25 protein-coding genes and 1 tRNA gene are annotated in these 26,108 nt (G+C 71.2%); 13 read left to right on the plus strand and 13 right to left on the minus strand.

Annotated features, from left to right (window positions below; genetic code table 11):
- Positions 1-27 precede the first annotated feature (27 nt).
- Genes rsgA through KV100_RS19940 form a run of 5 tightly spaced genes read right to left on the minus strand, consistent with a single transcriptional unit; the run spans position 28 to position 6,360 of the window.
- A complete protein-coding gene (gene rsgA, locus KV100_RS15560) occupies positions 28-1,020 on the minus strand; it encodes a ribosome small subunit-dependent GTPase A (protein WP_220344027.1) in 993 nt (330 codons plus the stop codon).
- Positions 1,017-2,291, minus strand: coding sequence for a 3-phosphoshikimate 1-carboxyvinyltransferase (gene aroA / locus KV100_RS15565; protein WP_220344028.1), 1,275 nt, complete (start codon positions 2,289-2,291; stop codon positions 1,017-1,019). Before aroA ends, rsgA begins: the two co-directional genes overlap by 4 nt.
- A 48-nt stretch (positions 2,292-2,339) precedes the next feature.
- Positions 2,340-2,867: a DoxX family protein gene (locus KV100_RS15570; protein ID WP_220344029.1), complete on the minus strand. Its 528-nt coding sequence runs from the start codon at positions 2,865-2,867 to the stop codon at positions 2,340-2,342.
- A 54-nt stretch (positions 2,868-2,921) separates the two neighbouring features.
- Positions 2,922-4,151: an NAD(P)/FAD-dependent oxidoreductase gene (locus tag KV100_RS15575; RefSeq protein ID WP_220344030.1), complete on the minus strand. Its 1,230-nt coding sequence runs from the start codon at positions 4,149-4,151 to the stop codon at positions 2,922-2,924.
- Positions 4,152-4,206: 55 nt separating this feature from the next.
- Positions 4,207-6,360: a sigma-70 family RNA polymerase sigma factor gene (locus KV100_RS19940; RefSeq protein WP_220344031.1), complete on the minus strand. Its 2,154-nt coding sequence runs from the start codon at positions 6,358-6,360 to the stop codon at positions 4,207-4,209.
- Positions 6,361-6,476: 116 nt separating this feature from the next.
- On the opposite strand from KV100_RS19940, the gene KV100_RS15585 reads away from it, so the two are divergent.
- The 6 genes from KV100_RS15585 (at position 6,477) to KV100_RS15615 (ending at position 10,788) form a co-directional block, all read left to right on the plus strand.
- A complete protein-coding gene (locus tag KV100_RS15585; protein ID WP_220344032.1) occupies positions 6,477-7,241 on the plus strand; it encodes a hypothetical protein in 765 nt (254 codons plus the stop codon).
- A gap of 96 nt (positions 7,242-7,337) precedes the next feature.
- On the plus strand, positions 7,338-8,129 hold the full coding sequence (locus KV100_RS15590; protein WP_220344033.1) for an SOS response-associated peptidase: 792 nt from the start codon (positions 7,338-7,340) through the stop codon (positions 8,127-8,129).
- The gene (locus tag KV100_RS15595; protein ID WP_220344034.1) at positions 8,129-8,785 is read left to right on the plus strand and encodes an alpha/beta family hydrolase; all 657 of its coding nucleotides are present in this window, start codon (positions 8,129-8,131) and stop codon (positions 8,783-8,785) included. Before KV100_RS15590 ends, KV100_RS15595 begins: the two co-directional genes overlap by 1 nt.
- A gap of 157 nt (positions 8,786-8,942) precedes the next feature.
- Complete coding sequence (locus KV100_RS15600) at positions 8,943-9,587, plus strand: sigma-70 family RNA polymerase sigma factor (RefSeq protein WP_220344035.1); 645 nt, start codon at positions 8,943-8,945, stop codon at positions 9,585-9,587.
- Positions 9,584-10,255, plus strand: a complete 672-nt coding sequence (rsrA, locus tag KV100_RS19765) for a mycothiol system anti-sigma-R factor (protein ID WP_255566296.1) — start codon at positions 9,584-9,586, stop codon at positions 10,253-10,255. Before KV100_RS15600 ends, rsrA begins: the two co-directional genes overlap by 4 nt.
- A complete protein-coding gene (locus tag KV100_RS15615; RefSeq protein ID WP_220344036.1) occupies positions 10,252-10,788 on the plus strand; it encodes a GNAT family N-acetyltransferase in 537 nt (178 codons plus the stop codon). The genes rsrA and KV100_RS15615 overlap by 4 nt, the downstream gene beginning before the upstream one ends.
- Before the next feature lie 53 nt (positions 10,789-10,841).
- On the opposite strand, the gene KV100_RS20385 is transcribed toward KV100_RS15615, so the two are convergent.
- The 3 genes from KV100_RS20385 to KV100_RS15625 form a co-directional block, all read right to left on the minus strand.
- Complete coding sequence (locus KV100_RS20385) at positions 10,842-10,916, minus strand: 50S ribosomal protein bL37 (RefSeq protein ID WP_373887156.1); 75 nt, start codon at positions 10,914-10,916, stop codon at positions 10,842-10,844.
- A 64-nt stretch (positions 10,917-10,980) separates the two neighbouring features.
- Positions 10,981-12,681, minus strand: a complete 1,701-nt coding sequence (locus tag KV100_RS15620) for an acetolactate synthase (RefSeq protein ID WP_220344037.1) — start codon at positions 12,679-12,681, stop codon at positions 10,981-10,983.
- Positions 12,682-12,712: 31 nt separating this feature from the next.
- Positions 12,713-13,639 (minus strand): DUF2785 domain-containing protein, encoded by a 927-nt coding sequence (locus KV100_RS15625; RefSeq protein ID WP_308289409.1) that lies wholly within the window; start codon positions 13,637-13,639, stop codon positions 12,713-12,715.
- A 99-nt stretch (positions 13,640-13,738) separates the two neighbouring features.
- On the opposite strand from KV100_RS15625, the gene KV100_RS15630 reads away from it, so the two are divergent.
- Positions 13,739-15,220, plus strand: a complete 1,482-nt coding sequence (locus KV100_RS15630) for a sensor histidine kinase (protein ID WP_220344038.1) — start codon at positions 13,739-13,741, stop codon at positions 15,218-15,220.
- An 81-nt stretch (positions 15,221-15,301) separates the two neighbouring features.
- On the opposite strand, the gene KV100_RS15635 is transcribed toward KV100_RS15630, so the two are convergent.
- On the minus strand, positions 15,302-15,553 hold the full coding sequence (locus KV100_RS15635; protein ID WP_220344039.1) for a WhiB family transcriptional regulator: 252 nt from the start codon (positions 15,551-15,553) through the stop codon (positions 15,302-15,304).
- A 239-nt stretch (positions 15,554-15,792) separates the two neighbouring features.
- Between KV100_RS15635 and KV100_RS15640 the strand changes: the two genes are divergently transcribed.
- From KV100_RS15640 to KV100_RS15650, 3 genes are all read left to right on the plus strand, one after another.
- Positions 15,793-16,197: a hypothetical protein gene (locus KV100_RS15640; protein ID WP_220344040.1), complete on the plus strand. Its 405-nt coding sequence runs from the start codon at positions 15,793-15,795 to the stop codon at positions 16,195-16,197.
- A gap of 171 nt (positions 16,198-16,368) precedes the next feature.
- Positions 16,369-17,565 (plus strand): NADP-dependent malic enzyme, encoded by a 1,197-nt coding sequence (locus KV100_RS15645; RefSeq protein ID WP_374226670.1) that lies wholly within the window; start codon positions 16,369-16,371, stop codon positions 17,563-17,565.
- A 101-nt stretch (positions 17,566-17,666) separates the two neighbouring features.
- Entirely contained in the window at positions 17,667-18,635 is a 969-nt protein-coding gene (locus tag KV100_RS15650; protein ID WP_220344041.1) for a zinc-binding dehydrogenase, read from the plus strand.
- Positions 18,636-18,697: 62 nt separating this feature from the next.
- Here KV100_RS15650 and KV100_RS15655 read toward each other — a convergent pair whose 3' ends face one another.
- Together KV100_RS15655 and KV100_RS15660 are read right to left on the minus strand one after the other, a co-directional pair.
- Positions 18,698-18,874 (minus strand): DUF6104 family protein, encoded by a 177-nt coding sequence (locus KV100_RS15655; protein WP_220344042.1) that lies wholly within the window; start codon positions 18,872-18,874, stop codon positions 18,698-18,700.
- 17 nt (positions 18,875-18,891) lie between these two features.
- Positions 18,892-22,656: a multifunctional oxoglutarate decarboxylase/oxoglutarate dehydrogenase thiamine pyrophosphate-binding subunit/dihydrolipoyllysine-residue succinyltransferase subunit gene (locus tag KV100_RS15660; protein ID WP_308291483.1), complete on the minus strand. Its 3,765-nt coding sequence runs from the start codon at positions 22,654-22,656 to the stop codon at positions 18,892-18,894.
- Between the two features lie 211 nt (positions 22,657-22,867).
- Between KV100_RS15660 and KV100_RS15665 the strand changes: the two genes are divergently transcribed.
- Entirely contained in the window at positions 22,868-23,116 is a 249-nt protein-coding gene (locus tag KV100_RS15665) for a hypothetical protein (protein WP_220344044.1), read from the plus strand.
- An 18-nt stretch (positions 23,117-23,134) separates the two neighbouring features.
- Here KV100_RS15665 and KV100_RS15670 read toward each other — a convergent pair whose 3' ends face one another.
- Together KV100_RS15670 and KV100_RS15675 are read right to left on the minus strand one after the other, a co-directional pair.
- A complete protein-coding gene (locus KV100_RS15670) occupies positions 23,135-23,746 on the minus strand; it encodes a hypothetical protein (protein ID WP_220344045.1) in 612 nt (203 codons plus the stop codon).
- 114 nt (positions 23,747-23,860) lie between these two features.
- Positions 23,861-23,932 (minus strand) — tRNA-Arg (locus tag KV100_RS15675).
- A gap of 58 nt (positions 23,933-23,990) precedes the next feature.
- Between KV100_RS15675 and KV100_RS15680 the strand changes: the two genes are divergently transcribed.
- Both KV100_RS15680 and argS read left to right on the plus strand, forming a co-directional pair.
- A complete protein-coding gene (locus KV100_RS15680; RefSeq protein WP_220344046.1) occupies positions 23,991-24,392 on the plus strand; it encodes a two-component system response regulator in 402 nt (133 codons plus the stop codon).
- 50 nt (positions 24,393-24,442) lie between these two features.
- Positions 24,443-26,104 carry an arginine--tRNA ligase gene (gene argS / locus KV100_RS15685; RefSeq protein ID WP_220344047.1) on the plus strand — a complete coding sequence of 554 codons (1,662 nt, stop codon included), beginning with the start codon at positions 24,443-24,445 and terminating at the stop codon, positions 26,102-26,104.
- The last annotated feature ends 4 nt before the right edge of the window (positions 26,105-26,108 follow it).

A 26,108-nucleotide genomic window follows, 5' to 3' on the forward strand; every position in this document is an offset into this window, starting at 1 on the left:
GTGCCGCCGCAGCACACGTGGACCACGTCAGTCGGCGTCCTCACGGCTGACCACGAGTCGGCGGAAGGAGTCGACCCGCGCCGCGTCGAGGCGGCCCTCGGAGACCGCGACGTCGAGGGCGCACTCAGGGTCGTGCACGGTGTGCTGGCAGCCACGTGGACACTCCTCGGTGACGTCCGACAGGTCGGGGAACGCAGCGAGCAGCCGGTCGATCGAGACGTGGGCCAGCCCGAAGCTCCGGATCCCCGGGGTGTCGACGATCCAGCCACCGAACGGCAGCGGAAGCACGTGGGTCGAGGTCGAGGTGTGCCGACCGCGACGGCTGACGGCGTTCACGTCGCCTGTCGCCAGCTCGGCGTCAGGGACGAGCGCGTTGACGAGCGTCGACTTGCCGACGCCGGAGTGGCCGACGAGCACGCTGGTCCGCCCGCGCAGCCGCTCGCGCAGCATCTCCAGGTCACCACCTCGGTGCGTGACGACGACGTCGACCTCGAGCGGGACGAGCATCGCGACCAGGGGGTCCGGATCGCCGAGGTCGGACTTCGTGAGGCACACCAGAGGGCGCATCCCCGCGTCGAACGCCGCGACGAGGCAGCGTTCGATGAGGCGAGGTCGAGGTGGAGGATCGGCGAGCGCGGTGACGATGACCATCTGGTCGGCGTTCGCGACGATGACGCGCTCGATCGGGTCGTTGTCGTCGGCCGTACGGCGGAGCACCGTCGTCCTGTCCTCGACCTCGACGATGCGGGCGAGGGTGTCGTGGGTTCCCGTGGTGTCCCCGACGATCCGGACCCGGTCGCCCACCACGACCGCCTTGCGACCGAGCGACCGGGACTTCATCGCCGTCACGACGCGGTCGTCGTCGCCGACGAGCAGGCCGTAGCGCCCGCGGTCTATGCCGACGACCCAGCCGGTCTCGGCGTCGTCGTAGCTCGGGCGCTCCTTCGTCCGTGGACGCGTGTGCCGGCGCGGGCGGTCGAACTGCTCGTGCGGACGGTCCTCGTCGTAGCGCTGCGTCACGACGCGAACCGCTCCCAGTCCTGCGCGAAGCCCGGGTAGGTCTTGGCGGTCGTCGCGACGTCCTCGACACGGACGTCCTTGACCGCGAGCCCGAGCACGGCCGCCGCGTGGGCCATCCGGTGGTCGGCGTACGTCCGGAGCGTGGCGCCGTGCAGGGGACGCGGACGGATCGTCAGCTGGTCGGTGCCTTCCTCGACCTCGCCACCGAGTCGGCTGATCTCGGCGGCGAGCGCGGCGAGACGGTCGGTCTCGTGGCCGCGGAGGTGACCGATCCCGGTCAAGGTCGACGGCCCCGAGGCGAGTGCGGCGACGGCGGCGACCACCGGGGCGAGCTCGCCCTCGTCGCGGAGGTCGAGCGTCACACCGTCGAGGGCGGGGGGAGCGGTCACGACCAGGTCGTCGCCGTCGAACGACACGTCGGCCCCGAACGCCTCGGCGATCCTTCGCCACCGATCACCAGCCTGGTCGGTCGCGCGGGGCCATCCGGTGACCCGGACCCGCCCCGCGGTGACCAGGGCACCGGCGACGAACGCACCGGCGTTGGAGAGGTCGGGCTCGATCGTGGTGTCGTACGCGGCGATGGGGCCGGGCTCGACGGTCCAGCGGTCGGTGCTCGCCTCCACCGTCACGCCACGGCGCCTGAGCTCGGTGAGCGTCATCTCCACGTGGGTCGCGGAGGGGACCGGCGGGCCATCGTGGCGTACGTCCACGCCCTCGGCGTAGCGGGCGCCCGCGAGCAGCAGCGCGGAGAGGAACTGGCTCGACGCCGACGCGTCGATGGTCACCGCGCCACCGCGTACGTGCCCGTCGCCGCGCACCGCCAACGGGAGCCGCCCGTCGCCGCGGTCGACGACCGTGACACCCAGCGCGCGGAGGCTGCTGACGGTGGTCGCCATGGGGCGTTCACGTGCCCGGTCGTCGCCGTCGAACGTCACCTCGCCGTCGGCCAGCGCGGCCACCGGGGGCACGAAGCGCATGACGGTCCCCGCGAGACCGACGTCGATGTGCACCGCGCCGAGGGGCGTGCCCCACGTGGCCGGCGTCACGACCCAGGCGTCGCCGTCCTCGACGACGCCCACGCCCAGGGTCCGCAGCGCCTCGGCCATCAGCGACGTGTCACGGGAGACGAGCGGGCGCGCGAGCCGCGACGGGCCGTCGGCGAGCGCCGACAGGACGAGCGCGCGGTTGGTCTGCGACTTCGACCCCGGGAGCGACACTGTCGCGTCGACGGGATCGAGACGGAACGGGGCGGCCCACAGCGGTGACGTCATCGCAGCCGAGCCTATCCGACCACGACTGCGACGACGTCGTGGCGACGCTCAGAGCGGCAGCGACTTCTTGACCTGCTTGGCCGTGCTCTGGACCGAGTCCTGGACGTGGCCGCCGGCCTTGACGACCTGGTCCTTCGCGCGCCGGGGCAGGATCTTCTTGTGCGGCTCGGGGTCGAGGGTCGCCATCAGCAGGCCACCCATCATGGAGAGGTTCTTCGTGAAGTGGATCTTCTGGTTGACCGCCGTCGAGGCGTCGTCCTCGTCCCAGAACGAGTGGCCCGCCAGGGTGGTCGGGACCAACGTCGCGGCCAGGACCGCCGCGGACAGGCGCGGGAAACGCCCCAGCGCCAGCGCCGTGCCGAAGCCGAGGTGGAGGGCGCCGTTGACGCGCACCATCGACTCCGGATCGGTCGGGATCGATGCTCCCGGGACGACCGACTGCACGAACCCGGCGATCTTGTCGGTCGTCGGCTTCACGTGCTCGGCCATCATCGGGGCGTTACGGAGGGCGCTCGCTCCGCCGTAGACGAACATCGAGGCGAGCAACGGACGGGCGACGGTACGCAGCAGAGTCATGGTTCTTTACTACCCTCTTCGGCCCACCGCCACACATCACCGGCGCCGGTCACCTCAGAGGTCGGCCAGCGGGACGCCCCGGTCGCCGAGGCGTCCCGCGTCCACGCGGCGTCCCACGAGCGCCTCGAGCGGGTCGACACCGTCGTCCCACATGTTGACGTGCATCGCCGCCTGCACGACCTCGTCGCGCAGCCAGAACGCCTGGAAGGCCAACGGGCCCGCCGGGGCGGCGTCGCCCCGCACGACGACCTCGGTCTCGTCGACGTCCTCCACGTGACCGACGTACTCCATGCCCAGGTCGTACTGGTCGGTGAAGAAGAACGGCAGCTTGTCGAAGGTGACGTCCTGGCCGAGCATCGACCGCGCCGCCACCGGACCGGAGTCGTGCGCCATCGCCCAGTGCTCGACCCGCACGCGCCGCCCGAGACGAGGGTTGTCCACCGCCGCGATGTCGCCCGCTGCCCACACCGCGACGTCGGAGGTGCGCAACGACGCGTCGGTGTCGATGCCGGGGTCGCCGGACAGCCCCGCTGCCTGTCCCCAGTCGCTCTGCGGTGCTGCGCCGATCGCCACGACCACCGCCGCCGCGGGCACCTCCTCGCCCTCGCTCGTCACGACCGACGTGACCGAGCCGCCGTCGCCCCGGATCTCCGTCACGCCGCTGCCGAGCCGCAGGTCGACGCCGTGGTGCCGGTGGAGGGAGGCGAAGACCTCGGCCACGCGGTCGCCGAGCACCCGCTGCAGGGGGAGGGTCGCCGTCTCGAGGACCGTCACCGCGACGCCGTGCGTCCGTGCGGCCGCGGCGATCTCGAGCCCGATCCATCCGGCGCCGACGATCACCAGCGGACCACCGGCCTCGATGGCCGCCCGGATCCGCTCCGCCTCGGGCATGTCGCGCAGGTAGAGGACACCGTCGAGGTCGGCGCCGGGCACCTCGATCCGTCGCGGCCACGAGCCGGTCGCGAGGAGGAGCTTGTCGTACGCCAGGGTGCCGCCGCCCTCGAGCTCCAGCACCCTGTCCTCGAGGCGTACCCCGGTCACCATCGTCTCCGTCCGGAGGTCGATGTCGTGGTCGCTCCACCACCCGGAGTCGTGCAGGTACGCCGAGGACTCCTTCTCCGACCCGAGCATGTAGCCCTTGGAGAGCACCGGCCGCTCGTACGGCGGCCTGTCCTCGACGGTGACCAGCACGACCGCGCCGTCGAAGCCCTCCTCGCGCAAGGTCGCCGCCGCGCTCCCGCCTGCCAGCCCGCCACCCACGACCACGTACGTCTCATCGCTCATGCCGGTGACCGTACGCCGTTCCCGGTGACGGGCGCCACGGAACGGATGCCAGGTCTCAGCGGAACGTGGCAGCGACGTCCTCGAGCAGCGCGCTGAACCGCTGGTTGCGATCGAGCCGCGGACTCGTGGTGCGCGGCAGCGTGAAGAGCGGGCCGCCGGCGCTCGCCGTGGTGGCGTCCAGGACCTGACCCGGACGTGCCCTCGCCGACACGTGCTGCGACGCCGTGGAGCCGGGGTCGAACGCCCACTGCTGACGGGTGCTGCCGGCGCAGGCCTCCGTCGTCACGGTCGAGACGACGGGCCTCGCCGCCGAGGTCAGGCATGCTCCGGTCGCAGGCCCGCTGACCGCGCGGATCGTCCACCACCCCGTGCCGCTGCCGGCGTCCCAGACCCGCCACACCGTCGCGGTGCCACAGCTCCCGAGGCGCGTCGACGCGGAGCCGGGACGACCGGTCGCCTCGATGCAGCGGGTGCCGAGACCGATCGGGCGCACGGAGATGCGCGCGACGGCGGGCAGCCGGATCGGGCCCAGGGTCGCGGTCTCCGACCTCCCGGCGGCGTTCAGTGCGACCACCTCGTAGACCACACGGGCGCCGTTCGGTGCTCCGGTGTCGACGAACGAGGTGGTGACGAGTGGGTCGGGGCCCGACACGAGGTCGCCGCTCACCACCGCCGCTGCGGAGCGGCCCGCACCCGCCAGGCCCGTGCCCACACTCCGGTAGACCTCGTACCCGTCGGCGCCGGCGACGGCGGACCACGCGAGTGTGAGCCCGCCCGGCTCGTCGGTGAGCGCGAGGTCTCGTGGTGCCACGGGAGGGGTCGGTGCCGGCTCGGTCGGTTCTGTCGGCTCGGTGGGCCCAGGCTCGGTGGGTGCCGGCTCTGTTGGCCCGGGGTCGTTGGGCCCGGGGTCGTGAGGTTGCGGCTCCTCCGGGTTGCGTGGGTCGTCCGGGCCTGGTCCGCCAGGCCCGGGGTCGTCGGGTGCGCCCGGTCCTTCTGGCGCGTCAGGAGCTCCGGGGTCCTCGACACCCGGGATCCCCGGGATGGTCGACGGGGATCCGGGTGGCACCAACCCGGGAAGGGTCGGGGGTATGACCGCCGTCGGGGGGACCGTCTGGGGACGGACCCGTGGGTCGGAGTCTCCGGGGCGCGTAGGGCCGGGAAGCGAGAGCGACGGCCCGTCGGACACCTCGTCGGAGGTGGGACCGCCCGGGCTCTCCAGCGTCATGAACGCCATCGCGGCCACGACCGCGGCGCCGATCACGCCCAGCGTGATCCCGGCCGCGGCCACCCCATGGGCGGGTGCCGCCGTCACCCAGTCGCGGGCGCGCCCTGCTGTGTTCCCGGCCCAGCGTCCCGGGTTCGTGTGACCGGCGCCCCCGGCGGCGGATCCCCCCGCACCGGCGCCGGCGGCCGCCACCTGACCCTGGAGATCGGCGACGTACCGAAGTCCGACCGCTCCCAGCAGCGCCGGAGCCAGCAGTCCACGGAGCCCCGAGTTGACCTCGACCAGCTCGAGGTAGACACCGGTGCAGCGCGCGCAGCCGTCGAGGTGCTCACGGACCTTGGTCGTCTCGCGCTTGCCCAGGCCCTGCCTGACGTAGGCACCGAGGCGCTCGGTCGTCCCACGGCAGCTCTCTTCGGCGGTGTCGGCGAGGTGGACCTGGAGATAGGACTGCCGCAGTCCTTCTCGTGCCCGGTAGGCCAGCGCCGAGACGCCGTTGGCCGACATGCCCAGCATCGGGGCGATGTCGGCCGGCTTGGCCCCCTCGACGTCGAGGTGCCACAGGACCAGCTGCCAACGCTCGGGGAGGGCGACGAACGCCTGCGCCGCGGCGGAGCTCTCGAAGCTGGCCACGGCCGTGTCGCCGAACTCGACGCCGCCGTCGTACTTCTCGAGGTCGTCGGAGGGCTGAACCCGTCGGTCGGCGCGCACGCGGTCGATGTGGAGCCGGCGGATCGCGGTGAGGAGGTACGCCCTGAAGGCGACGTCGGGCCCGGCGCCCGCCCTCAGCTGGTCCAGCACCTTGATGAAGGCCTCGGACACGAGGTCGTCACCGTCGGGGCTGCGGACCAGCTGAGCGGCCATCCGACGCGCCGCGTCACGGTGTCTCTCGAACAGCACGCCGTACGCGGCGTTGTCGCCGGCCCGGACGGCCGAGATCAGCTCGGCGTCGCTCGGCCTGCTCGGATCGGCGGTGGGCTCTGTCATGGCGCCTCCCACGGTAGGCGAGATCGACGTGTCGCAGGCGTGTCGCGCAAAAAAGTTGTCGAACCCGCGTCATGGACCGGCGAAGCGCCCGTCTCACTCGCATGAAGCGCGACGACATGGCACGCCCTACGGCGACAAGCTCCGGTCGGCAGGACCAGTGGCACCCTCCGGCCATACGCGGGCTGGCCGCGGAGTCTCTGTTCCTCGTCCCCCGGCGTCATCTGGACGCGCTGCGGGACGTGCTTCGCGGTGGTGAGGACCCCGAAGGGGTTGCGGTCGAGCTCGGGGCGGCCGCAGCCACGGAGGGGATCGGCTGGAGCGAGCTGTTGCGCGACGTCGAGGACGTGAGTCGCAGCGTCTCGGGCTCGCTCCCTCCGTACGAGCTGGTCCGCGCGATGAGCATCGCGTGGACCGAGACCGCCGCGCAGGACAGCTACGTCGTCTCCTGCGAGGACCCCCTCACCGGGCTCACCTCGCCCGCACACCTGCGGACCCGGCTCGACGATGCCTATCGTCTCGCCGAGCGCGCCGGTGCGAGCGCGTCCGACCTGTGGGCGTTCGTGGTCGTCGAGGTGCGTCCGAGCGGCGGTGCGGAGAGCGGCCTGCTGCGGTCGCTCTCGATGATCGTCGTCGCCGAGCTCCTTCGTTCCTGCTTCGACGGCGACGAGACCGTCTCACGGCTCGGCGAGCGCCGAGCCGTCGCGCTGGTGCGACGCTGGGACGCGACCCGCGGCTACAGCGCGCTGCGGGGCCTTGTCGACTCCTCACCCGACGTCCCGCCCACGCGGGTGTGGATCGAGGGTGTCCCGGGGACCAGCGAGGCGGCCTCCCGCCTGCTGGGCGAGCTCGGCCGCGGGGGGTCCGCGGACGGGCTCGGCTGACTGCTCCGGCGTCCGCTCGTTCTCGGGGCGGGCGGACGCCGGGGCTCACGGTGCACGCTCGGCGGCCCCGTCACCGACGTGTGGAACGCTGGTGCCATGTGCGGTCGATACGCCACCACGCGATCCCCGTCCGACCTCAGCGCCGAGTTCGAGGCCGAGCCGGCCGAGGACCTGCCTGAGCTGGACCCCGACTACAACGTCGCCCCGACCAAGGTCGTCCCGCTCATCCTGGAGCGGCGCTCCAGCGAGGACCCCGCCGCGAAGCACCGGCTGGTCAAGGCGGTCACCTGGGGCCTGGTGCCGAGCTGGGCCAAGGACCGGGCGATCGGCAACCGCCTGATCAACGCGCGCGCCGAGACTCTCGCCGAGAAGCCGTCGTTCCGCGCGGCCTACGCGAAGCGGCGGGCGCTGGTGCCGGCGGACGGCTTCTACGAGTGGTACGCGAGCGAGAAGCGCGACGCCAAGGGCAGACCGGTCAAGCAGCCCTTCTTCATCCATGCGCCCGACCGGAGCACGCTCGCCATGGCGGGGCTCTATGAGATCTGGCGGGACCGCTCGCTGCCGGAGGACGACGACACCGCCTGGCTGTGGAGCTTCACGATCATCACGACGACCGCCACCGACGACGTCGGCCGGATCCACGACCGGGCGCCGATGCTCGTCCCGCGCGACCGCTGGGCCACCTGGCTCGACCCTGACACCGACGACAAGGACGAGCTCGCCCGTCTGCTCGTCCCCGCCGCACCCGGGGCGCTGCAGGCCTACCCGGTGTCCCGGGAGGTCAACAACGTCCGCAACAACGGCCCTCAGCTGGTGGAGCCGATCGCCCTCGAGGACGAGCCCGGCGCAGCCGAGGAGGGCGAGCAGCCGACGCTCGGTGGCCTCTGATGACGACCCTGGCCGAGGCCACGTACGACACTCCTCACGGGCCCGGGCGGCTCGTCTCACGGCGCCCCGACCGCCCCTGGGCGACCCTGGTCCTCACCCACGGTGCCGGCGGAGGCATCGACAGCCACGATCTCGAGGTGCTCAACCGCGGGCTGCCACGCCTCGGGATCGGCGTCGTCCGCGTCGAGATGCCCTGGCGTACGGCCGGCAGGCGGATCGCCCCGGCACCCTCGGTGCTCGACGCGTCGTTCACGGCGCTCGTCGACCATCTGCGTCCGCGGGTCCCGCTCGTGATCGGCGGGCGCAGCGCCGGCGCACGGGTGGCGTGCCGTCGCGCCCGGGCTCTGGGTGCGGTGGGCGTGGTGGCGCTCGCCTTCCCCCTGCACCCGCCCGGGAAGCCTGAGCGCACCCGGGTGGCCGAGCTCGAGGGGTCGGGACTGCCGACCGTGGTCGTCCAGGGTGAGCGTGACCCCTTCGGGACGCCGCCGGAGTTCCCGGCGGGCACCTCGATGGTGGTGCTCCCGGGCGCCGACCACTCCCTCAAGGTCGGCAAGCGCGCGGTCCCCGACCAGGCTGCGGTGGACGCCCTGCTCGTCGACGGCGTGCACGACTTCGTACGCCGCCGGGTCGGGCGGGCGGCTCCCGTCGGGGAATGACGCCCGGCGGACCCGTGTTGAACCCACACGGTGCCGCCCGACTGTGGCGGACGCCTCGATCCGAGGAGGATGCGTGCTCGCGACTCTGACCCGTCCGGCTCCCGCCGGGGTCATCACCCCGGTCCCGGCCGGCATCGCCGGGGTAGGCTGGACTGCGATGACCGAACCCAATGACGTAGCCGCGACGCCCGCTGACGAGGGGACGGACCGGGCCGAGGCCGGTGAGTCGGCCGAGGCGCGCACCGCCCGCTTCGAGCAGGACGCGCTGCCGTTCCTCGACCAGCTCTACTCCGCCGCGCTGCGGATGACACGGAGCCCGCACGACGCAGAGGACCTGGTCCAGGAGACGTTCGCCAAGGCGTACCAGTCGTTCCACCAGTTCCGTCCGGGGACCAACCTCAAGGCCTGGCTCTACCGGATCCTCACCAATACCTACATCAACTCCTACCGCAAGAAGCAGCGGCAACCGCAGCAGCAGATGACGGAGGAGATCGAGGACTGGCAGCTCGCCCGCTCGGCCGCGCACACCTCGAGCGGTCTGAAGTCCGCGGAGATGGAAGCCCTCGAGCACCTTCCCGACAGCGACGTGAAGCAGGCGCTGCAGCAGCTCCCCGAGGACTTCCGCTACGCGGTGTACCTCGCTGACGTCGAGGGCTTCCCCTACAAGGAGATCGCCGAGATCATGGAGACGCCGATCGGCACCGTGATGTCGCGTCTTCACCGTGGACGCAAGCAGCTCCGCGAGCTGCTCACCGACTACGCACGGGAGCGCGGCATGGTCTCAGCAGGTGACAAAGCATGAGTGACGACATCAGGCTCGGCCCCGACTGCCAGAGCGCCCTGGAGAACCTCTACCTGTTCCTCGACCACGAGATGGCCGAGGGCGACTGGGACGCCGTGCACGCGCACATCGCCGACTGCGCACCGTGCCTCTCTCAGTTCGACGTGGAGCGCATCGTCAAGGAGCTCGTCGCCCGCTCGTGCCGCGAGAAGGCCCCCGAGGTCCTGCGGGCCAAGGTGCTCACGTCCATCCGCACGACCGTGACGGTCACGCGGAGCGACCGTGGCGTCGAGCCCGGGCGCGTGAGAGCGCTCGAGAAGGGCATGTCCGCCACGCTGTCGCGGACGGTCGGTGACAGCGACACGGCGCTCGCCCTCGGGAGCGGCTCGTTGCCGGTCCTCGCGACGCCTCGCACGCTCGCCTGGTGCGAGGAAGCCACCTGCGAGGCGATCGCGTCGGCGGTCGCGGACGGGTCGACGTCTGTCGGGACCCGGGTCCGCCTCGACCACCTCGCGGCGAGTCCGGTCGGTGCGACCGTGACGGTCGCCGCCGCGGTGACCGCGGTCGACGGCCGCATGGTGTCGTTCGAGGTCGTCGTCATGAGCGCCGACGGCACGCTGCTGGCCGAGGGCGAGGTGCGCCGGGTCGTCGTCGACACCGACCGCTTCCTTGCCCGCGTCCGCCCGTGACCTCGGCCGCGTCGGTCGGGGCCGGACGGCTGCTCGTCCGGCCGGTCCGGCCTGAGGAGTACGCGCGCGCCGGCGAGATCGTCGTCACGGCCTACCGCAGCGAGGGCTACCTCCGGTTCTCCGACGGCTCGGAGGACCACGCCTACGCCGCCAAGCTCGCCGACGTGGCCACGCGTGCCGCGGACTCTGTCGTCCTCGTCGTCGAGCTCGACGGACGACTCGTGGGCTCGGTGACCTGGTGCACGCCGGGCTCGTCGATGCGTGAGCTCGCGACGCGCCATGACCAGGGCGAGTTCCGGATGCTCGGCGTGGACCCGGGTGCCGTGGGCCGTGGTGTCGGCACCGCGCTCATCACGTGGTGCCTCGATCGTGCACACCAGGAGGGCCTCGCCGAGGTGGTGATCAGCTCGCTGCCGGAGATGACCGCTGCGCATCGGCTCTATCGACAGCACGGGTTCGTCCGGCGTACCGACCTCGACTGGTCGCCGGTGCCCGGCACGCAGCTCGTCGGCTTCAGCCGGCCGGTCGCCTGAGACCACACACGAGAGGGCCCCGCACCGTGTGGTGCGGGGCCCTCTCGGTGTGATCAAGCGTTGGGACGCTTGCCGTGGTTCGCGTTCTTCTTGCGACGCGCCCGGCGCTTGCGGCCAGTCTTGCCCATGGGTCCTCCTCGAACTGTGCTTCTCCCATGGTCGCACGTCGGGCCGAGTGGCCCGTACGCGACCTCAGACCCCGGTGGTGCTGCGCGGGTAGATCGCGTCGACGTCGGTCATCACGTTGACGAGGTAGGGGACGCCGGACGCGAACGCCCGGTCGAGTGCGGGACCGATCTCCTTGGGGTCGGTGACCGCCTCGCCACCACCGCCGAGGGTCGTCACGATCTCGTCGTAGCGCGTCTGCGGAGCGAGGTCGGCAGCGACGTCGTAGCCGTAGAGGAACTTCATCGGCGCCTTCTCCAGGCCCCATGCCGAGTTGTTGCCGACGACCATGACGACCGGCAGGTTGTGGCGTACGAGCGTGTCGACGTCGATCAGCGACATGCCGGCGGCTCCGTCGCCGAAGAGCACGACGACCTGGCTGTCGGGTCGGGCGATCCGTGCCGCCATCGCGGCGCCGAGACCGGCGCCGAGACAGCCGTACGGTCCGGGGTCGAGCCAGCAGCCCGGGCGTGCCGGCTCGAGGAACTTGCCGGCGAAGGACACGAAATCCCCTCCGTCACCGATGACGACCGCGTCGTCGGCCAGGCGCGGGATGAGCTCCCCGTAGATGCGCCCGGGGTGGATGGGGTCGGCGGAGGCGCTGAGGAGCTCGGCGTCGCGGGTGACCGCCGCCGAGACGGCGTCGCTGAGCTGCTCGGCCCAGCCGGACCAGGAGGGGCGGGTGCCGGTCGTCGCCTCCAGCGCGCGGAGCACCTGGTCGAAGCACGCCGTGAGGTCGCCCGAGAGGGAGGCCGCGAGGTCTGCGCGGGTCGACACCTGGCCCGGGCTGTCGGCGACGTGCACGACCTGTGCGGGGGTGGCGCCGTCCTTGCCGCCGAAGACGCCGTAGCCGAGGCGGAAGTCGAGCGGTGTCCCCACGACCACGACGAGGTCGGCCTTGCCGAGCGCCTGGGACCGCGCCTTCGTGACGAGCAGTCGATGACCGCGCGGGACCACCCCGCGGCCCATGCCGTTGGAGACGGCGGGGATCCCCGTCTCCTCGACGAACCGCAGAGCCGCCTCCTCGGCGCCGTCTGCCCAGACGTCCGTCCCGAGGACGAGGAGGGGACGCTCTGCCCGGGCGATCAGACGCGCCACCTGCCCGACCTGGTCGTCATCGGGCTCGATCGCGTCGGGAAGGCTCCCGTACGCGGCGTCGGCGGGCGCCGTCGTCCGGCTGAAGAGCTGGTCCATCGGGACGTCCAGGAACGTGGGCCCCCGGTGCGACGAGCCCGCGAGCGCGAACGCCTGGTCGACCGTCGGACCGATTTCATCGGTGGTCTTGGCCGTGCCCGCCCACTTCGAGACGGTGGAGACGATCGGCGGGTGGTCGAGCTCCTGGAGGCTCCCCATGCCCCACGTGTGCGTCGCCGCACGGCCGCCGATCGTGACCAGCGGCGACCCGGCGAAGTGCGCCTGCGCGATGGGGCTGACGCCGTTGGTGACGCCCGGTCCGGCCGTCAGCACGGCCAGGCCAGGCGTACGGGTGAGCTTCCCCGTCGCCTCGGCGGCGAACACCGCGGACGGCTCGTGGCGCACGTCGATGAGACGCATCGGCTGGTCGGCCTTCACCGCGGCGTCGTACAGCGGGAAGACATGGGCACCCGAGAGGGTGAACATCGTCTCCACGCCGTGCGCGCGGGCTGCGTCGAGGGCGTGGTCGCCTCCGTGGCCTTCCCGACCCTCGGGGGCCGGAGCGTCGGGCGCGGTGGGGGTCTCAGCTGTCATGTGACCTAGGTTACCCAGGGGTAATCCTCGGTCACCGCGCGGTGGTCACCGTCCGTCGCCCGCCGGCCGTCGCGAACAGCCACGGCGTCTCGGCACGGATCTGCTCGATCACCGCAAGCAGCAGGTCGGCGCGGTGCGGGGTGGGCGTGGCGAAGAGCGCGTCGTCGCCGATCACCTCCACGCGCCCCTTCACGCCCAGCGCGAGCTGGACGTAGAGGGCGCGGAGGAAGCGCGAGGTGTTGTACGCCGCCGGGGTCGGCCACTCACCCGGCGAGCTGCCGCGGGTACGAGGGCGACGGGTCCCCGCTCCGAGTCGAGCGAGCCACGGCTCGACGACGTTGGGTGCGACGACGTCGCGGTGCAGCACCGCCATCGCCGCGTACGCCAGCCGGTCCTCCTCGCCGTGGTGCAGCACGTGCTCGGTGGGGGAGAGCAGCCGGTCGGCCAGGACGTCGAGGAGCACCGTCAGCTCGAGCTTGTCGAAGTGCGGCGAGCGCGCGAGGGCGCCGAGCAGGTCGGCGCCGTGAGACCCGGCGTTGGCCCATCCGACGTCCGGGATCCATCCCCGCAGGTCCTTCTCGCGCACGAACCACGACGTGGCCTGGTCGCCCCAGCCCATCACGGTCGCCGCCGGCAGCAGCTGCATCTCGTTGTCGCGCACGATGATCTCGGACAGCACGAGCGCCGTGTAGGACCGCCGGAGGATCGTCAGGTCGCCCTGCGTGCCGAGTCCTGTCTGGAGGCCGGTGACGACGCCGTTGCCGAAGCCGCGCAGCAACGCGTCGTACTCGCCGGAGTGGATCCACGTCGCCAGCAGCGGGAAGGCGATGGCGTCACGCGTGTGGGCGTCGGGGCTCGCCAGCATGTCGATCAGCTCGAGCGTGAGGTCGTTGAGTGATCGGTCGTCCGGGACATGCATCCCGGCGTCGATCACGGAACGCCAGTACGACTCGGACACGAGGACATGTTTGCACGCCGAGCGGTGCAGGCGAGACCCGGCCCACACTCGTCTCGGCAGTCAGACCGCCTCCGCCGCCCGCTGGATACGCTGGACTCCGTGCCCTCCCTCGACGACGTCGCGACTCACCAGACCAGCCTCGACGCTGCCGACATGGAGTGGCTGCACCAGCTCGTCGCCGACTGGCAGATCCTCGCCGATCTCTCGTTCGCGGACCTGGTCCTGTGGTTGCCCGATGCGGAGGGCAAAGGATTCTGGGCCGGGGCGCAGATGCGGCCCACCACCGGCGTGACGGCGCACCTCGACGACGTCGTCGGTGACTTCGTTCCCCGCAACCGCCGACCCACCATCGACGCGGCCTTCCGCCAGGGCCGCGTGGTGCGCGAGGGCGACCCGGAGTGGCGCGACGACATCCCGGTCCGGCTCGAGACCATCCCGGTACGCCGCGACGGGGCCGTCATCGCGGTGATCGCCCGCAGCACCAATCTCCTGGGAGTGCGGACGCCGAGCCGGCTCGAGCTCGCCTACCTCGCGATGGCCGACGACCTCACGGAGATGATCAGCAAGGGCGAGTTCCCGTTGCTGGGCGAGCAGTCCGACCTGTCTCACTCGCCGCGGGTGGGCGACGGGCTGATCCGCACCGACGCTGACGGCCGGGTCATCTATGCCAGCCCCAACGGCGTGTCGGCCTTCCGTCGTCTCGGCGTGACAGGGGACCTCGAGAGCGTCGACCTCGCGGAGGTCACCAGATCTCTGCTGAGCGCCCCGAACCGTCCCACCGAGCAAGCGATCCTTCCTGCGCTCACCGGACGCAACGTCACCCAGGCCGAGCTCGAGAACGGTGACGCGTCACTGAGCCTGCGCTCGATCCCGCTCCGTTCCTCGGGGGAGCCGTCCGGCGCCCTGGTGCTGCTGCGCGACGTGACGGAGCTGCGTCGTCGTGAGCGGGAGCTGATGAGCAAGGAGGCGACGATCAGGGAGATCCACCACCGGGTCAAGAACAACCTCCAGACGGTGCAGGCGCTGCTGCGGCTGCAGGCCCGCCGGATGGACACCGGTGCCGGTCGCGAGGCGCTCGAGGAGGCGGTGCGACGGATCGAGTCGATCGCCGTGGTGCACGAGACGCTGAGTCAGGCCTTCGACGAGAAGGTCCCGTTCGACGACGTCGCCGACCGGCTGCGCACCATGGTCGCCGAGGTCGCCTCGGCAGCCAGGAGCGTCACCACGGAGCGGATCGGGAGTTTCGGGGAGCTTCCTGCCGAGGTGGCGACGCCGCTGGCCATGGTGCTCACCGAGCTGATCCAGAACGCCGCCGAGCACGCCTTCGGAGAAGAGGAGCGTGGCCACGTCGTCGTCGAGGCGCACAGGCGCGGTGACCGGCTCGACATCGCGGTCCTGGACGACGGGGTCGGACTGCCCGCGGGGTTCGACCCCCGCGGGACGACGAGTCTCGGCGTCTCGATCGTCGCGACCCTCGTGGAGTCCGAGCTCGGGGGAGTGCTGTCCTTCGGCCCACGGCATCCGGCGACCGGCGGTGGTGGCACGCGCGTGCGCATCCAGGTGCCGCTCGGGGGACGCTGACGGACGAAGGCCCCGTCCCGCGGTTGGCGGGTACGGGGCCTCGGTACGAAAAGGTGCAGCAGCCCGGTGAAGGGCGCGGGGTCAGGCGGTGCGGATCCGGGCACGCGCGGTGCGACGCTTGAGTGCGCGGCGCTCGTCCTCGCTCATGCCACCCCAGACGCCGTGGTCCTGACCGGACTCCAGCGCCCACGTGAGACACTGCTCGCGGACGTCGCAACGGCGGCACACCACCTTGGCCTCCTCGACCTGCGAGATGGCCGGCCCCGTACTCCCGATGGGGAAGAAGAGTTCCGGATCCTCGTCGAGGCACGCAGAGTGGTGACGCCAGTCCATGGCGAAACGTCCTTTCTTCTGACCGCGGGAGGGCGCGATCTTAGGTTTGTGAATCACTTCACGATCGGGGGCGGAAGCCTACTAGTCCCTTACCGTAGGTGAGGGGGTTCTGGGCGTCCGATCTGTTTGTCCTGCGCCCGGAGGAAAACACCGTGAAACCGGCGCTGAACAGCAGCAATAAGATCGTCGCAATAAACGCCGGTTAACACAAGGGCAATCTGAACGAAGGAGCCTGTTCCGTGGGTCACACCACACCTGGGCGGACAGTCAGGATCGTCGCCGCCGTCCTCCTCGTGGCCGTCGAGGGGCTGGGGCTCGCCGTCTTCGCCACGCTCGACCTCCTGGACCTGCACGCCGACCGCGCCGTCCTGGCGATCGGGACCTCGCTGTTCCTGTTCGCCTACGCCGGTCTGCTCCTGGCCTCCGCGCGCGGACTGTGGCGCCTCCAGACCTGGGTGAGGGCACCCATCGTGTTCACGCAGCTCATCCAGCTCGGCCTGGCGTGGAACCTCCGTGAGGCTGCCCCGCCGCTGTCCGGGCTCTTCGCCGTCGTCGCCGGCGCCGTCTTGTGGGGCATCCTGTCGCCGGGGACGAGCCGGATCCTCGCGGCCGTCGACGAGGAGTCGCGCGCCTCTCAGCAGTGACGCGTGTGGTTCAATGGGCTTCGGGTCACCCCCTCTCCACCGCTCCCGCGGCCAGACCGGCCGTGTGCGGGGCTCCGGTTCCCGGTCCCGTTCCTGACCGGCCGTCCTCTGCGCGGCACTCTGGTGCCGTCGTGGACGTGCTTTCACCCTTCTTCCCAGTGAGGTTCTGTCGTGGTTGCCGAATCAGTCGACCGTCTCCCCTTCCCGTCGCAGCACGTGGGAGACCCGGTTTTCGACGTACACCGCGGCGGCAAGATGGAGATCGCGGCGACCGCCCCGCTGCGCGACGCCCACGACCTCTCGCTCTCCTACACCCCCGGCGTCGCCCGTGTGTGCGAGGCCATCGCCGCGGACCCCTCCGTCGCCGACGACTACACCTGGGTCCCCAACACGGTCGCGGTGGTCACCGACGGCTCGGCGGTCCTGGGACTCGGTGACATCGGGCCGACGGCGTCCCTGCCGGTGATGGAGGGCAAGGCGATCCTGTTCAAGCAGTTCGGCGGGGTCGACGCGATCCCGCTGGCGCTCGACGTGCGTGATCCCGGCGACTTCGTCGACACGGTCGCCCGGATGGCGCCGAGCTTCGGCGGCATCAACCTCGAGGACATCGCTGCTCCCCGCTGCTTCGAGATCGAGCGCGCGCTCCAGGCGCGGGTGGACATCCCGGTCTTCCACGACGACCAGCACGGTACGGCGATCGTCACCCTGGCGGCGCTGCTCAACGCCCTGAGGCTCACGGGTCGGAGGGTCGAGGACACCAAGGTCGTCATCTCCGGGGCCGGCGCCGCCGGTGTCGCGATCGCCCGGATCCTTCAGGCCAGCGGTGTCCGCATGCTGGCGGTGGTCGACCGCCGTGGAGTCATCCACCGCGGCAGGACAGACCTCACGCCGATCAAGGCCGAGCTCGCCTATGAGACGCGCGAGTGGGGTCGCACAGGCCAGCTCTCCGACGCCCTCGACGGCGCCGACGTCTTCATCGGCGTGTCCGGCGGCACCGTGGGGGAGTCGGCGATCGAGCGCATGGCGGAGGACGCGATCATCTTCGCGCTGGCCAACCCGACGCCCGAGGTCCACCCCGACATCGCGCGCCGCCACGCCCGCGTGGTCGCGACCGGTCGCTCCGACTACCCCAACCAGATCAACAACGTCCTGGCGTTCCCCGGGGTCTTCCGCGGGGCGCTCGACGTGCGTGCCTCGCGGGTGACCGAAGGCATGAAGGTTGCCGCCGCGCGGGCGCTGTCGGACCTTGTCGGCGACGCGCTCAGCGAGTTGTACGTGATCCCGTCGCCGTTCGACGAGCGGGTGGCGCCGGTGGTGGCGGGGGCGGTGATGGCGGCGGCGCGTCGCGACGGGGTCGCGCGTCGGTAGGGCGACGGGGTCGCGCGTCGGTAGGGCGACGGGGTCGCGCGTCGGTAGGGCGACGGGGTCGCGCGTCGGTAGGGCGACGCCGGACCCCGTAGGGTGCGTGCATGTTCGCCGTGTATGCCGAGTCCTTCAGTCCCGACGACCCGCTCTCCGGCCTCGTGGTCGGTGAGCGTCCCGACCCCCAGGTGCCTGACGGATGGACGACCGTCACCGTCAAGGCGGCCTCGTTGAACCACCACGACGTCTGGTCCCTGCGGGGTGTCGGCCTGCGCGAGGAGTCGCTGCCGATGATCCTCGGCTGCGACGCGGCGGGCTACGACGAGGACGGCAACGAGGTGGTCGTCCACGCTGTCGTCAGCGACCCCTCCTGGACCGGCGACGAGACGCACGACCCGAGGCGCTCGCTGCTGTCGGAGCGGTTCCAGGGGACGTTCGCCGACAAGGTCGCAGTGCCGCGTCGCAACGTGGTGCCCAAGCCGTCCGGGCTGTCGTTCGAGGAGGCCGCGTGCCTGCCGACGGCGTGGCTCACCGCCTATCGGATGCTCTTCACCCAGTCCGGGCTCAAGCCTGGCGACACCGTCCTGGTCCAGGGTGCCGGTGGCGGGGTCTCGACCGCGTTGATCGTCCTGGCGAGAGCTGCCGGGATGCGCGTGTACGCGACGAGCCGGGACGAGGGCAAGCGGGCACGGGCGCTTGAGATCGGCGCGCACGAGGTCTTCGAGGCCGGTGCCCGCCTGCCCGTCCGCGTGGACGCCGTGATGGAGACCGTGGGTGCCGCCACCTGGTCGCACTCGGTCAAGTCGCTCAAGCCGGGCGGGACGATCGTGATCGCCGGTGCCACGTCGGGCAACAACCCTTCGCACGCCGAGCTGACCCGGATCTTCTTCCTCCAGCTGCGGGTGCAGGGCTCGACCATGGGCACCCGCACGGAGCTGGCTCAGCTCGTCGAGCTCCTCGACGTCACGGGCACCCGGCCCCTGATCGACCAGGTGATCCCGATGACGGACGCGCCGAAGGGCTTCGCGGCGGTCGCGTCCGGCGACGTGTTCGGCAAGATCGTCTTCACGCGCTGACCCACCCGACGACGAAGGCCCGCCGATCCGGAGATCGGCGGGCCTTCGTGCGTCTGTCCTGCTCAGTCGTCCTCGTCGTCGAGGCGCGCGAGCCAGGTCGCGAGCCGTTCGACCGGCACCTCGAACTCGGGGTTCAGGTCGACGAACTCCTGCAGCCGCTCAGAGAGCCACGCGAACGTGGCCTCCTCCTCGCCGCGGCGGGAGGCGAGCTCCTCGATCCCTCGGTCGGTGAAGTACACCGTTCCTCCTTCGCGCCTCAGGCGAACGTGCGCTCCATGAGCGCCTTGTTCTCCTCCACGTGCCGCTTGTGGTTGCCCACGGACGGCGCCGCCGACGCGTCACGCGAGACCCGCACCACGGGCAGCGACAGCTCCGGCGCCAGGTTCAGCGCCATGAACGGCCACGGACCCTGGTTGGCAGGCTCGTCCTGAACCCAGCGGACCTCACGGGCGTTGCCGTACTTGGCAAGCTCGGCCTCGATCTCCGCCAGCGGCAGCGGATAGAGCTGCTCGACGCGGACGACCGCCGTACGGATGCCGTCCTTCTCGACCTTGTCACGGGTCGCGAGGATGTCGTACGCGACCCGACCGGAGGTGAGCACGACCCGCTCGACCTTGCTCGCGTCCATGCCGCCCTCGGCCGGATCGGCGAGCACCGGCTGGAACGTGCCCGTCGTGAAGTCCTCGGGCTGCGAGGTGGCGGCCTTCAGGCGCAGGAGCTGCTTGGGGGTGAACACGATGAGCGGGCGGTGCTCGCTCTCGAGGTTCTGGCGACGCAGCAGGTGGAAGTACGAGGCGGGGGTCGACGGCTGGGCGACGACCATCGCGTCCTCTGCGGCGAGCTGGAGGAAACGCTCGATCCGGGCCGAGGAGTGGTCAGGCCCCTGGCCCTCGAAGCCGTGCGGCAGCAGCAGCACGACGCCCGACTTCTGGCCCCACTTCGCCTCACCGGCCGAGATGTACTCGTCGATGACGGACTGGGCGCCGTTGACGAAGTCGCCGAACTGTGCCTCCCACATCGTCAGCGCCTCGGGCCGCGCCACCGAGTAGCCGTACTCGAAGCCGAGCGCGGCGTACTCGCTGAGGAGCGAGTCGTAGATGTAGAACGTGCCCTGGTCCTCCGTCATGCGCGCCAGCGGCGTCCACTCGGCTCCGGTGCGACGGTCGATGATCGTCGCGAAGCGCTGCGAGAAGGTGCCGCGGCGCGAGTCCTGGCCGGCGAGACGCACGGGACGCCCGTCGAGCAGGAGCGAGCCCATGGCGATGATCTCTCCCGTGCCCCAGTCGATCGGGCCGGCCGTGATCGCGGCAGCCCGGCGCTGGAGCTGCGGAAGAACCTTCGGGTGGACCGTGAAGCCGTCGGGGACGCTGGTGTAGGCCTCGGCGATGGTCTTGAGCGTCTCCGGAGACACGGCCGTCTCGAGTCGCGCGAGCTCCGGCTTCTCCGGGTACTCCGGCGCCGTCTGGTACTCGTCGACGGTGCTGGCCTCGGCGAAGACGCGGTGGAGCTGGTCCTGGTAGTCCTTGAGCGCGCTCTCGGCCTCCTCCATCGTGATGTCGCCACGACCGATGAGCGCCGACGTGTAGAGCACACGCACGGACTTCTTCTTCTCGATCACGTCGTACATCTGCGGCTGGGTGAAGCTCGGGTCGTCGCCCTCGTTGTGACCGCGCTTGCGGTAGGTGATCAGGTCGATGACCGCGTCGCGCTTGAAGGTCCTGCGGTACTCGTAGGCCAGCTGTGCGATCCGGATGCACGCCTCCGGGTCGTCGCCGTTGACGTGGAAGATCGGCGCCTGGATCATCCGGGCGACGTCGGTCGCGTACGTCGAGGAGCGCGACGAGCTCGGCGAGGTGGTGAAGCCGACCTGGTTGTTGACGATCAGGTGGATCGTCCCGCCGGTGCGGTATCCGCGCAGCTGGGAGAGGTTCAGCGTCTCCGCCACGACGCCCTGGCCGGCGAACGCCGCGTCTCCGTGGATGAGCAGCGGGAGGATCGGGAACTCCTCGCCGCGGTTCAGGCGGTCTTGCTTGGCGCGGGTGATGCCCTCGAGCACCGGGTCGACGACCTCGAGGTGGGACGGGTTGGCGGCGACGGAGACCTTGATCTTGTCACCGCTGGCCGCCGTGAACTCGCCCTCGACACCGAGGTGGTACTTCACGTCGCCCGAGCCCTGCACGGTTCGCGGGTCGATGTTGCCCTCGAACTCGCGGAAGACGTAGCCGGGGTTCTTGCCGGCGATGTTGACCAGCACGTTGAGCCGGCCCCGGTGCGCCATGCCGATGCAGACCTCGTCGAGGTTGTCGGCCGCAGCGGCCTCGCAGATCTCGTCGACGAGCGGGATCGTCGTCTCCGAGCCCTCGAGGCTGAAGCGCTTCTGGCCGACGAACTTCGTCTGGAGGAAGGCCTCGAAGGCCTCGGCCTGGTTGAGCTTGTGCAGGATCCGCAGCTGCTCCTCGCGGGGCGGCTTGGAGTGCTCCCGCTCCACACGCTCCTGGATCCACCGCCGCTGCTCGGGATCCTGGATGTGCATGTACTCGATGCCGGAGGTGCGGGCGTAGGAGTCGCGGAGGATGCCGAGGATCTCGCGGAGCTTCATGAAGCGGCGCTCGCGGCCCCCGAACGAGCCCGTCGCGAACTCGCGCTCGAGGTCCCACAGCGTGAGCCCGTGCGAGGAGATCTCGAGGTCGGGGTGGCTGCGGGGGGAGTGGTCGAGCGGGTTGGTGTCGGCCATCAGGTGGCCCCGCACGCGGAAGGCGTGGATGAGCTCGAGCACGCGGGCCTGGCGGTGGACCTCGTCGTCGTGGCTGACGGCGATGTCGCGGGCCCAGCGGATCGGCTCGTACGGGATCTTCAGCGACGCGAAGATCTCGTCGTAGAAGCCCTCCTCGCCGAGGAGCAGACCGCTCACGCGGCGCAGGAAGTCGCCCGACTGCGCGCCCTGGATGATCCGGTGGTCGTAGGTCGACGTCAGGGTCATCATCTTGGAGATGGCCTGGGTGGCGAGCGTGTGCTCGGAGGCACCCTGGAACTCCGGCGGGTAGTCCATCGAGCCGACGCCGATGATGGCGCCCTGGCCCTTCATCAGGCGCGGCACCGAGTGGTTGGTGCCGATCGTGCCCGGGTTGGTCAGGCTGATCGTCGTGCCCTGGAAGTCGGCGACCGTCAGCTTGTTGTTGCGCGCCTTGTCGACGACGGCCTCGTACGCCGTCCAGAACTGGGCGAAGTCCATCGTGTCGGCCTGCTTGATCGACGGCACGACCAGCTGACGGGTGCCGTCGGGCTTGGCGAGGTCGATCGCGAGACCGAGGTTGACGTGAGCGGGCTGGAGGAGGTTGGGCTTCCCGTCGACGACCTCGAAGCCGGCGTTCATCTCCGGCATCGCCGTGAGCGCCTTGACCAGCGCGTAGCCGATGATGTGGGTGAACGACACCTTGCCACCACGCGCGCGGGCGAGGTGGTTGTTGATGACGATGCGGTTGTCGATCAAGAGCTTGACCGGCACCGAGCGGACACTCGTCGCGGTCGGGACCGAGAGGCTCTCGTCCATGTTCAGCGCCGTACGGGCCGAAGCGCCGCGAAGGACCTTCTTCTCCACGTCGGCGCCGGGGGCGGGAGCCGACGTCTTGGCCGCCGGGGCGTTGGGCTTCGGCTTCGCCTTGGCCGGCTTGGCAGCCTTGTCGGCGTCGCCCGTGGGTGCGGCCTTCACGCTCTCGGTCGGGGGCGAGGCCACCGCCGGGCGGGCGCCGTCACCGGCCGGCGTGGGGATGTCCCCGGCCGCCGTCGGCTTGGCTGTGGGCGGACGGACAGCGGTCGCCGTCGCCTTCACCGGCCGGGCGCTGCTCGAGCCGTTCGACGTCGGGGGACTGCTCGGCGCTGCTCCATCGCCTTCGAAGAGGCGAGACCACGACGCGTCGACCGACGCGGGGTCCGACTTGTAGCGCTCGTACATCTCCTCGACGAGCCACTGGTTGGTGCCAAAATCTGGCAGGGGGCTGTCGCTCTGGGCCACGGCCTCGATCGCCTCTTCCGGGTTTGTCCGTTGTCTCCGACGCCCCGCAGGGCATACGCGTACCAGGGTAGACCCCGAAGGAAGGGGCGTCATCGACGGTACCGAAGCATGTCCAGGCTCACATCCAGGCGGTGACGTCCGGGTTCGGACGTCCAGATCAGGGGCACGTCCGGGGGCGTCCCCGATCACAACGGGCCCCGGGTGCGCCCAGGATGGCAGCATGCTCCTGCCACTGGTCTCGGTCACCGTCATCGGCATCGTCGCCGGTCTCCTCCTCCGGCCCTCTCCACCGGTACGGAGGAGCAGGCCCCGCGGTGTCGCGGTCGGGGTCCTCGGGGCGTGGGCGGGCTTCCTCGTCCTCGCCCTCCTCGGCGTCGTCGTCGACGTCGTGGCCGGCACGGGAACATACGTCGCCCTGCTCGGGCACGCGGGCGCCGTCCTCGGCGCGGCCGCCGCGAGCAGGTCGTAGTCGGCGGGTCTCGAGCGTCTAGGCCGTCCGGTCGTCGCGGGCAGAGGCGGCGACGAAGCGTGCCTCGGCGGCGCGCCAGGCCGACTGCGCGGCCGAACGGACCACGGGGACCAGCGGCGCGACGGCGGCGGTCGCCGAGGCCGGCAGGTGCTGGCGACCCCAGCGGCGAGCGTCACCCCACAGGTCGAGGCCGCGTGCCTGCAGCTCGAGACGCCGCCACGCGCGCTCCAGGTCGGCCACGGCATCGGCGTAGGCGGCGATGCTCGCGTGGTCGCGCGGTCGCGCCGCGTCCCGACGGGAGGAGGCGGTCGAGGCGAGCGCCACGAAGCGTGCGGTCGGGCGACGGCGTACGTCGTCGGCGAGCGCGGCGGACTCGTGGCCGTGGACCTCCTCGCGCATGTCCATCCAGGCGTCGAGGATCCCGTCGTGCCGGTGCAGCGACGTACGGTGCAGGCGGGCGAAGTAGGCCCGCGCGCGGCGACGGTAGCCCACCTCCTCGGCGGTCAGTGCCGCCATGCACGCGCCTGCTGCGACCACGGCGACCACCGGTCCGACGGTGAGACCGACCAGGGCCGCCACGCTGAGCCAGGCCGCCCAGCTGGGGAGGCGGTTGCCGCGGTTCGCTCGCATGCCCACCAGGGTACGTCGGCGCGGGCACGTTCGGACAGCATCGCGACGGACGAAGCGCCCGGAAGAAGAACAGCCGCTGACCTGTCGGTGCAGGTCAGCGGCTTGATCTGTCGGTGCCCCCGGTAGGATTCGAACCTACGCTCCCGCCTCCGGAGGGCGGTGCTCTATCCCCTGAGCTACGGGGGCGTGCGCGCTTCTCGAGCGAGCCCGACAACGGTAGCGCACGCCGAGTACGGTTGCGCACATGCCCTTCCCGAACGGCCGGCCGCCGCGTGTCCTGGTGGTCGACGACACCGACTCGATCCGTCTGCTGCTGCGGACCAACTTCGAGCTGGAGGGATGGACCGTCCTGGAGGCGGCCGACGGCCTGGAGTGCCTCGACGTCGTCGTGGACACCCGGCCCGACGTGGTGACGATCGACGTCGTCATGCCCCGGATGGACGGGCTGGAGACTGTACGCGCGCTCCGCAGGTCCCCGAGCACCCGTGACATCCCGGTCGTCATGGTGACGACCCAGGCCCAGGCGTACGACCTCCAGCGGGGCCAGGACGTCGGCGTGGACGCTTACGTCACCAAGCCCTTCGACCCCGCGGTGCTGGTCCGTACCGTGCGCGAGGTGATCGAGGGGGCGTCCCAGCCCGGATAGCCGAGTGAGACCGCGGCGCCTGCGTTGACGGGCCTCGATACGATTCGTAGGTGACTCCCGAACAGCTCTCCGTTGCGATCGTCGACGCCCTCAACGCCCTGGTGGCGTCGGGGACGGTATCCCTGCCCGAGGTTCCCGCGTCGGTGGTCGTCGAGCGACCCAAGGTCAAGGATCACGGCGACTACTCGACCAACGTCGCGATGCGGCTCGGCAAGCAGGCCCAGATGGCGCCGCGGGACCTGGCTGCCGCGCTCGCGGAGCAGCTCGCGAAGGCCCCGGGAGTGGGTTCCGTCGAGGTCGCCGGGCCTGGGTTCCTCAACGTCCGCGTCGACACCGGGGCTCAAGGCTCCCTCGCCGGCGACATCGTCCGTGCCGGCAGCGCGTACGGCATCACGGACACGCTGGGCGGCCGACGGGTCAACCTCGAGTTCATCTCGGCCAACCCCACGGGTCCGCTGCACCTCGGCCACACCCGCTGGGCCGTCGTCGGTGACGCGATCGCCCGGGTCGTCAGCGCGGCCGGGGCCCAGGTCTCGACCGAGTTCTACGTCAACGACCGCGGCACCCAGATGGACAAGTTCGCGGCCTCGCTGATGGCGGTGGCCAACGGCGACGAGGTCCCGGAGGACGGCTACCACGGTGGCTACGTCGTCGACCTCGCCGCGGAGGTCGTCGCCGCGGTCCCGGGGATCCTCGACCTGCCCGCCGACGAGCAGCTCGCCGCGTTCCGCGAGAACGGCTACGAGCTCCAGCTCGCCCACCAGAAGGCCGACCTCGCCACCTTCCGGACCGTGTTCGACTCCTGGTTCTCCGAGCGTTCGCTCGTCGCGTCCGGCGCCGTCGACCGGGCGCTGGAGGTCATCGCCGAGGAGGGCCATCTGTACGAGGCCGACGGTGCCACCTGGATGCGGACGACCGACTTCGGTGATGACAAGGACCGGGTCCTGATCCGCTCCAACGGGGAGCAGACCTACTTCGCGTCCGACACGGCCTACTACCTCGACAAGCGGGCCCGTGGCTTCGAGCAGTGCCTCTATCTCCTGGGAGCCGACCACCACGGCTATGTCGGACGGCTCCAGGCCATGGCGGCGTGCGCCGGGGACGAGCCGGGCTACAACCTCCAGGTGCTCATCGGCCAGCTCGTCAAGATCCTCTCCGACGGGGTGGAACTCAAGCTGTCGAAGCGGGCGGGCACGCTCGTCACGCTCTCGGAGCTGATCGACATGGTCGGTGTGGACCCGTTGCGCTACACGCTCGTACGGCACCCGGTCGACTCCCCGCTGACGGTCGACGTGGCCGAGATGACGCGGCAGAGCCCGGACAACCCGGTCTATTACGTCCAGTACGCGCACGCGCGCCTCTCCAGCATCCTGCGCAACGGCGCCGACCTCGGGATCGTCCCGGCGCCCGACGCCGCCGACCTGTCGTACCTCTCGACCGAGCGCGAGGGCGACCTCCTGCGCGCGCTGGCGGAGTTCCCCCGGGTCGTGGCCCGCGCCGCGGAGCTGCGCGAGCCGCACCGCGTCGCGCGCTACCTGGAGGACACGGCGGCGGCGTTCCACAAGTTCTACGACGTGTGCCGCGTCCTTCCGCAGGGCGACGAGGACGTGCAGCCCGTCCACACGGCACGCCTGGTCCTCATCGACGCCACCCGCACGGTCCTGGCCAACGGGCTGGAGCTGCTCGGCGTCTCCGCTCCCGAGCGGATGTGATCCG

The organism is Mumia sp. zg.B21, from assembly GCF_019550855.1.
Lineage (GTDB): Bacteria > Actinomycetota > Actinomycetes > Propionibacteriales > Nocardioidaceae > Mumia.

Excerpts from the sequence above, each read along its gene's own strand:
- aroA (WP_220344028.1), bottom strand. The coding sequence starts at position 2,291 with ATGACGTCACCGCTGTGGGCCGCCCCGTTCCGTCTCGATCCCGTCGAC.
- KV100_RS15570 (WP_220344029.1), bottom strand. The coding sequence starts at position 2,867 with ATGACTCTGCTGCGTACCGTCGCCCGTCCGTTGCTCGCCTCGATGTTC.
- KV100_RS15575 (WP_220344030.1), bottom strand. The coding sequence starts at position 4,151 with ATGAGCGATGAGACGTACGTGGTCGTGGGTGGCGGGCTGGCAGGCGGG.
- KV100_RS19940 (WP_220344031.1), bottom strand. The coding sequence starts at position 6,360 with ATGACAGAGCCCACCGCCGATCCGAGCAGGCCGAGCGACGCCGAGCTG.
- KV100_RS15585 (WP_220344032.1), top strand. The coding sequence starts at position 6,477 with ATGGCACGCCCTACGGCGACAAGCTCCGGTCGGCAGGACCAGTGGCAC.
- KV100_RS15590 (WP_220344033.1), top strand. The coding sequence starts at position 7,338 with ATGTGCGGTCGATACGCCACCACGCGATCCCCGTCCGACCTCAGCGCC.
- KV100_RS15595 (WP_220344034.1), top strand. The coding sequence starts at position 8,129 with ATGACGACCCTGGCCGAGGCCACGTACGACACTCCTCACGGGCCCGGG.
- KV100_RS15600 (WP_220344035.1), top strand. The coding sequence starts at position 8,943 with ATGACCGAACCCAATGACGTAGCCGCGACGCCCGCTGACGAGGGGACG.
- rsrA (WP_255566296.1), top strand. The coding sequence starts at position 9,584 with ATGAGTGACGACATCAGGCTCGGCCCCGACTGCCAGAGCGCCCTGGAG.
- KV100_RS15620 (WP_220344037.1), bottom strand. The coding sequence starts at position 12,681 with ATGACAGCTGAGACCCCCACCGCGCCCGACGCTCCGGCCCCCGAGGGT.
- KV100_RS15635 (WP_220344039.1), bottom strand. The coding sequence starts at position 15,553 with ATGGACTGGCGTCACCACTCTGCGTGCCTCGACGAGGATCCGGAACTC.
- KV100_RS15650 (WP_220344041.1), top strand. The coding sequence starts at position 17,667 with ATGTTCGCCGTGTATGCCGAGTCCTTCAGTCCCGACGACCCGCTCTCC.
- KV100_RS15665 (WP_220344044.1), top strand. The coding sequence starts at position 22,868 with ATGCTCCTGCCACTGGTCTCGGTCACCGTCATCGGCATCGTCGCCGGT.
- KV100_RS15670 (WP_220344045.1), bottom strand. The coding sequence starts at position 23,746 with ATGCGAGCGAACCGCGGCAACCGCCTCCCCAGCTGGGCGGCCTGGCTC.
- KV100_RS15680 (WP_220344046.1), top strand. The coding sequence starts at position 23,991 with ATGCCCTTCCCGAACGGCCGGCCGCCGCGTGTCCTGGTGGTCGACGAC.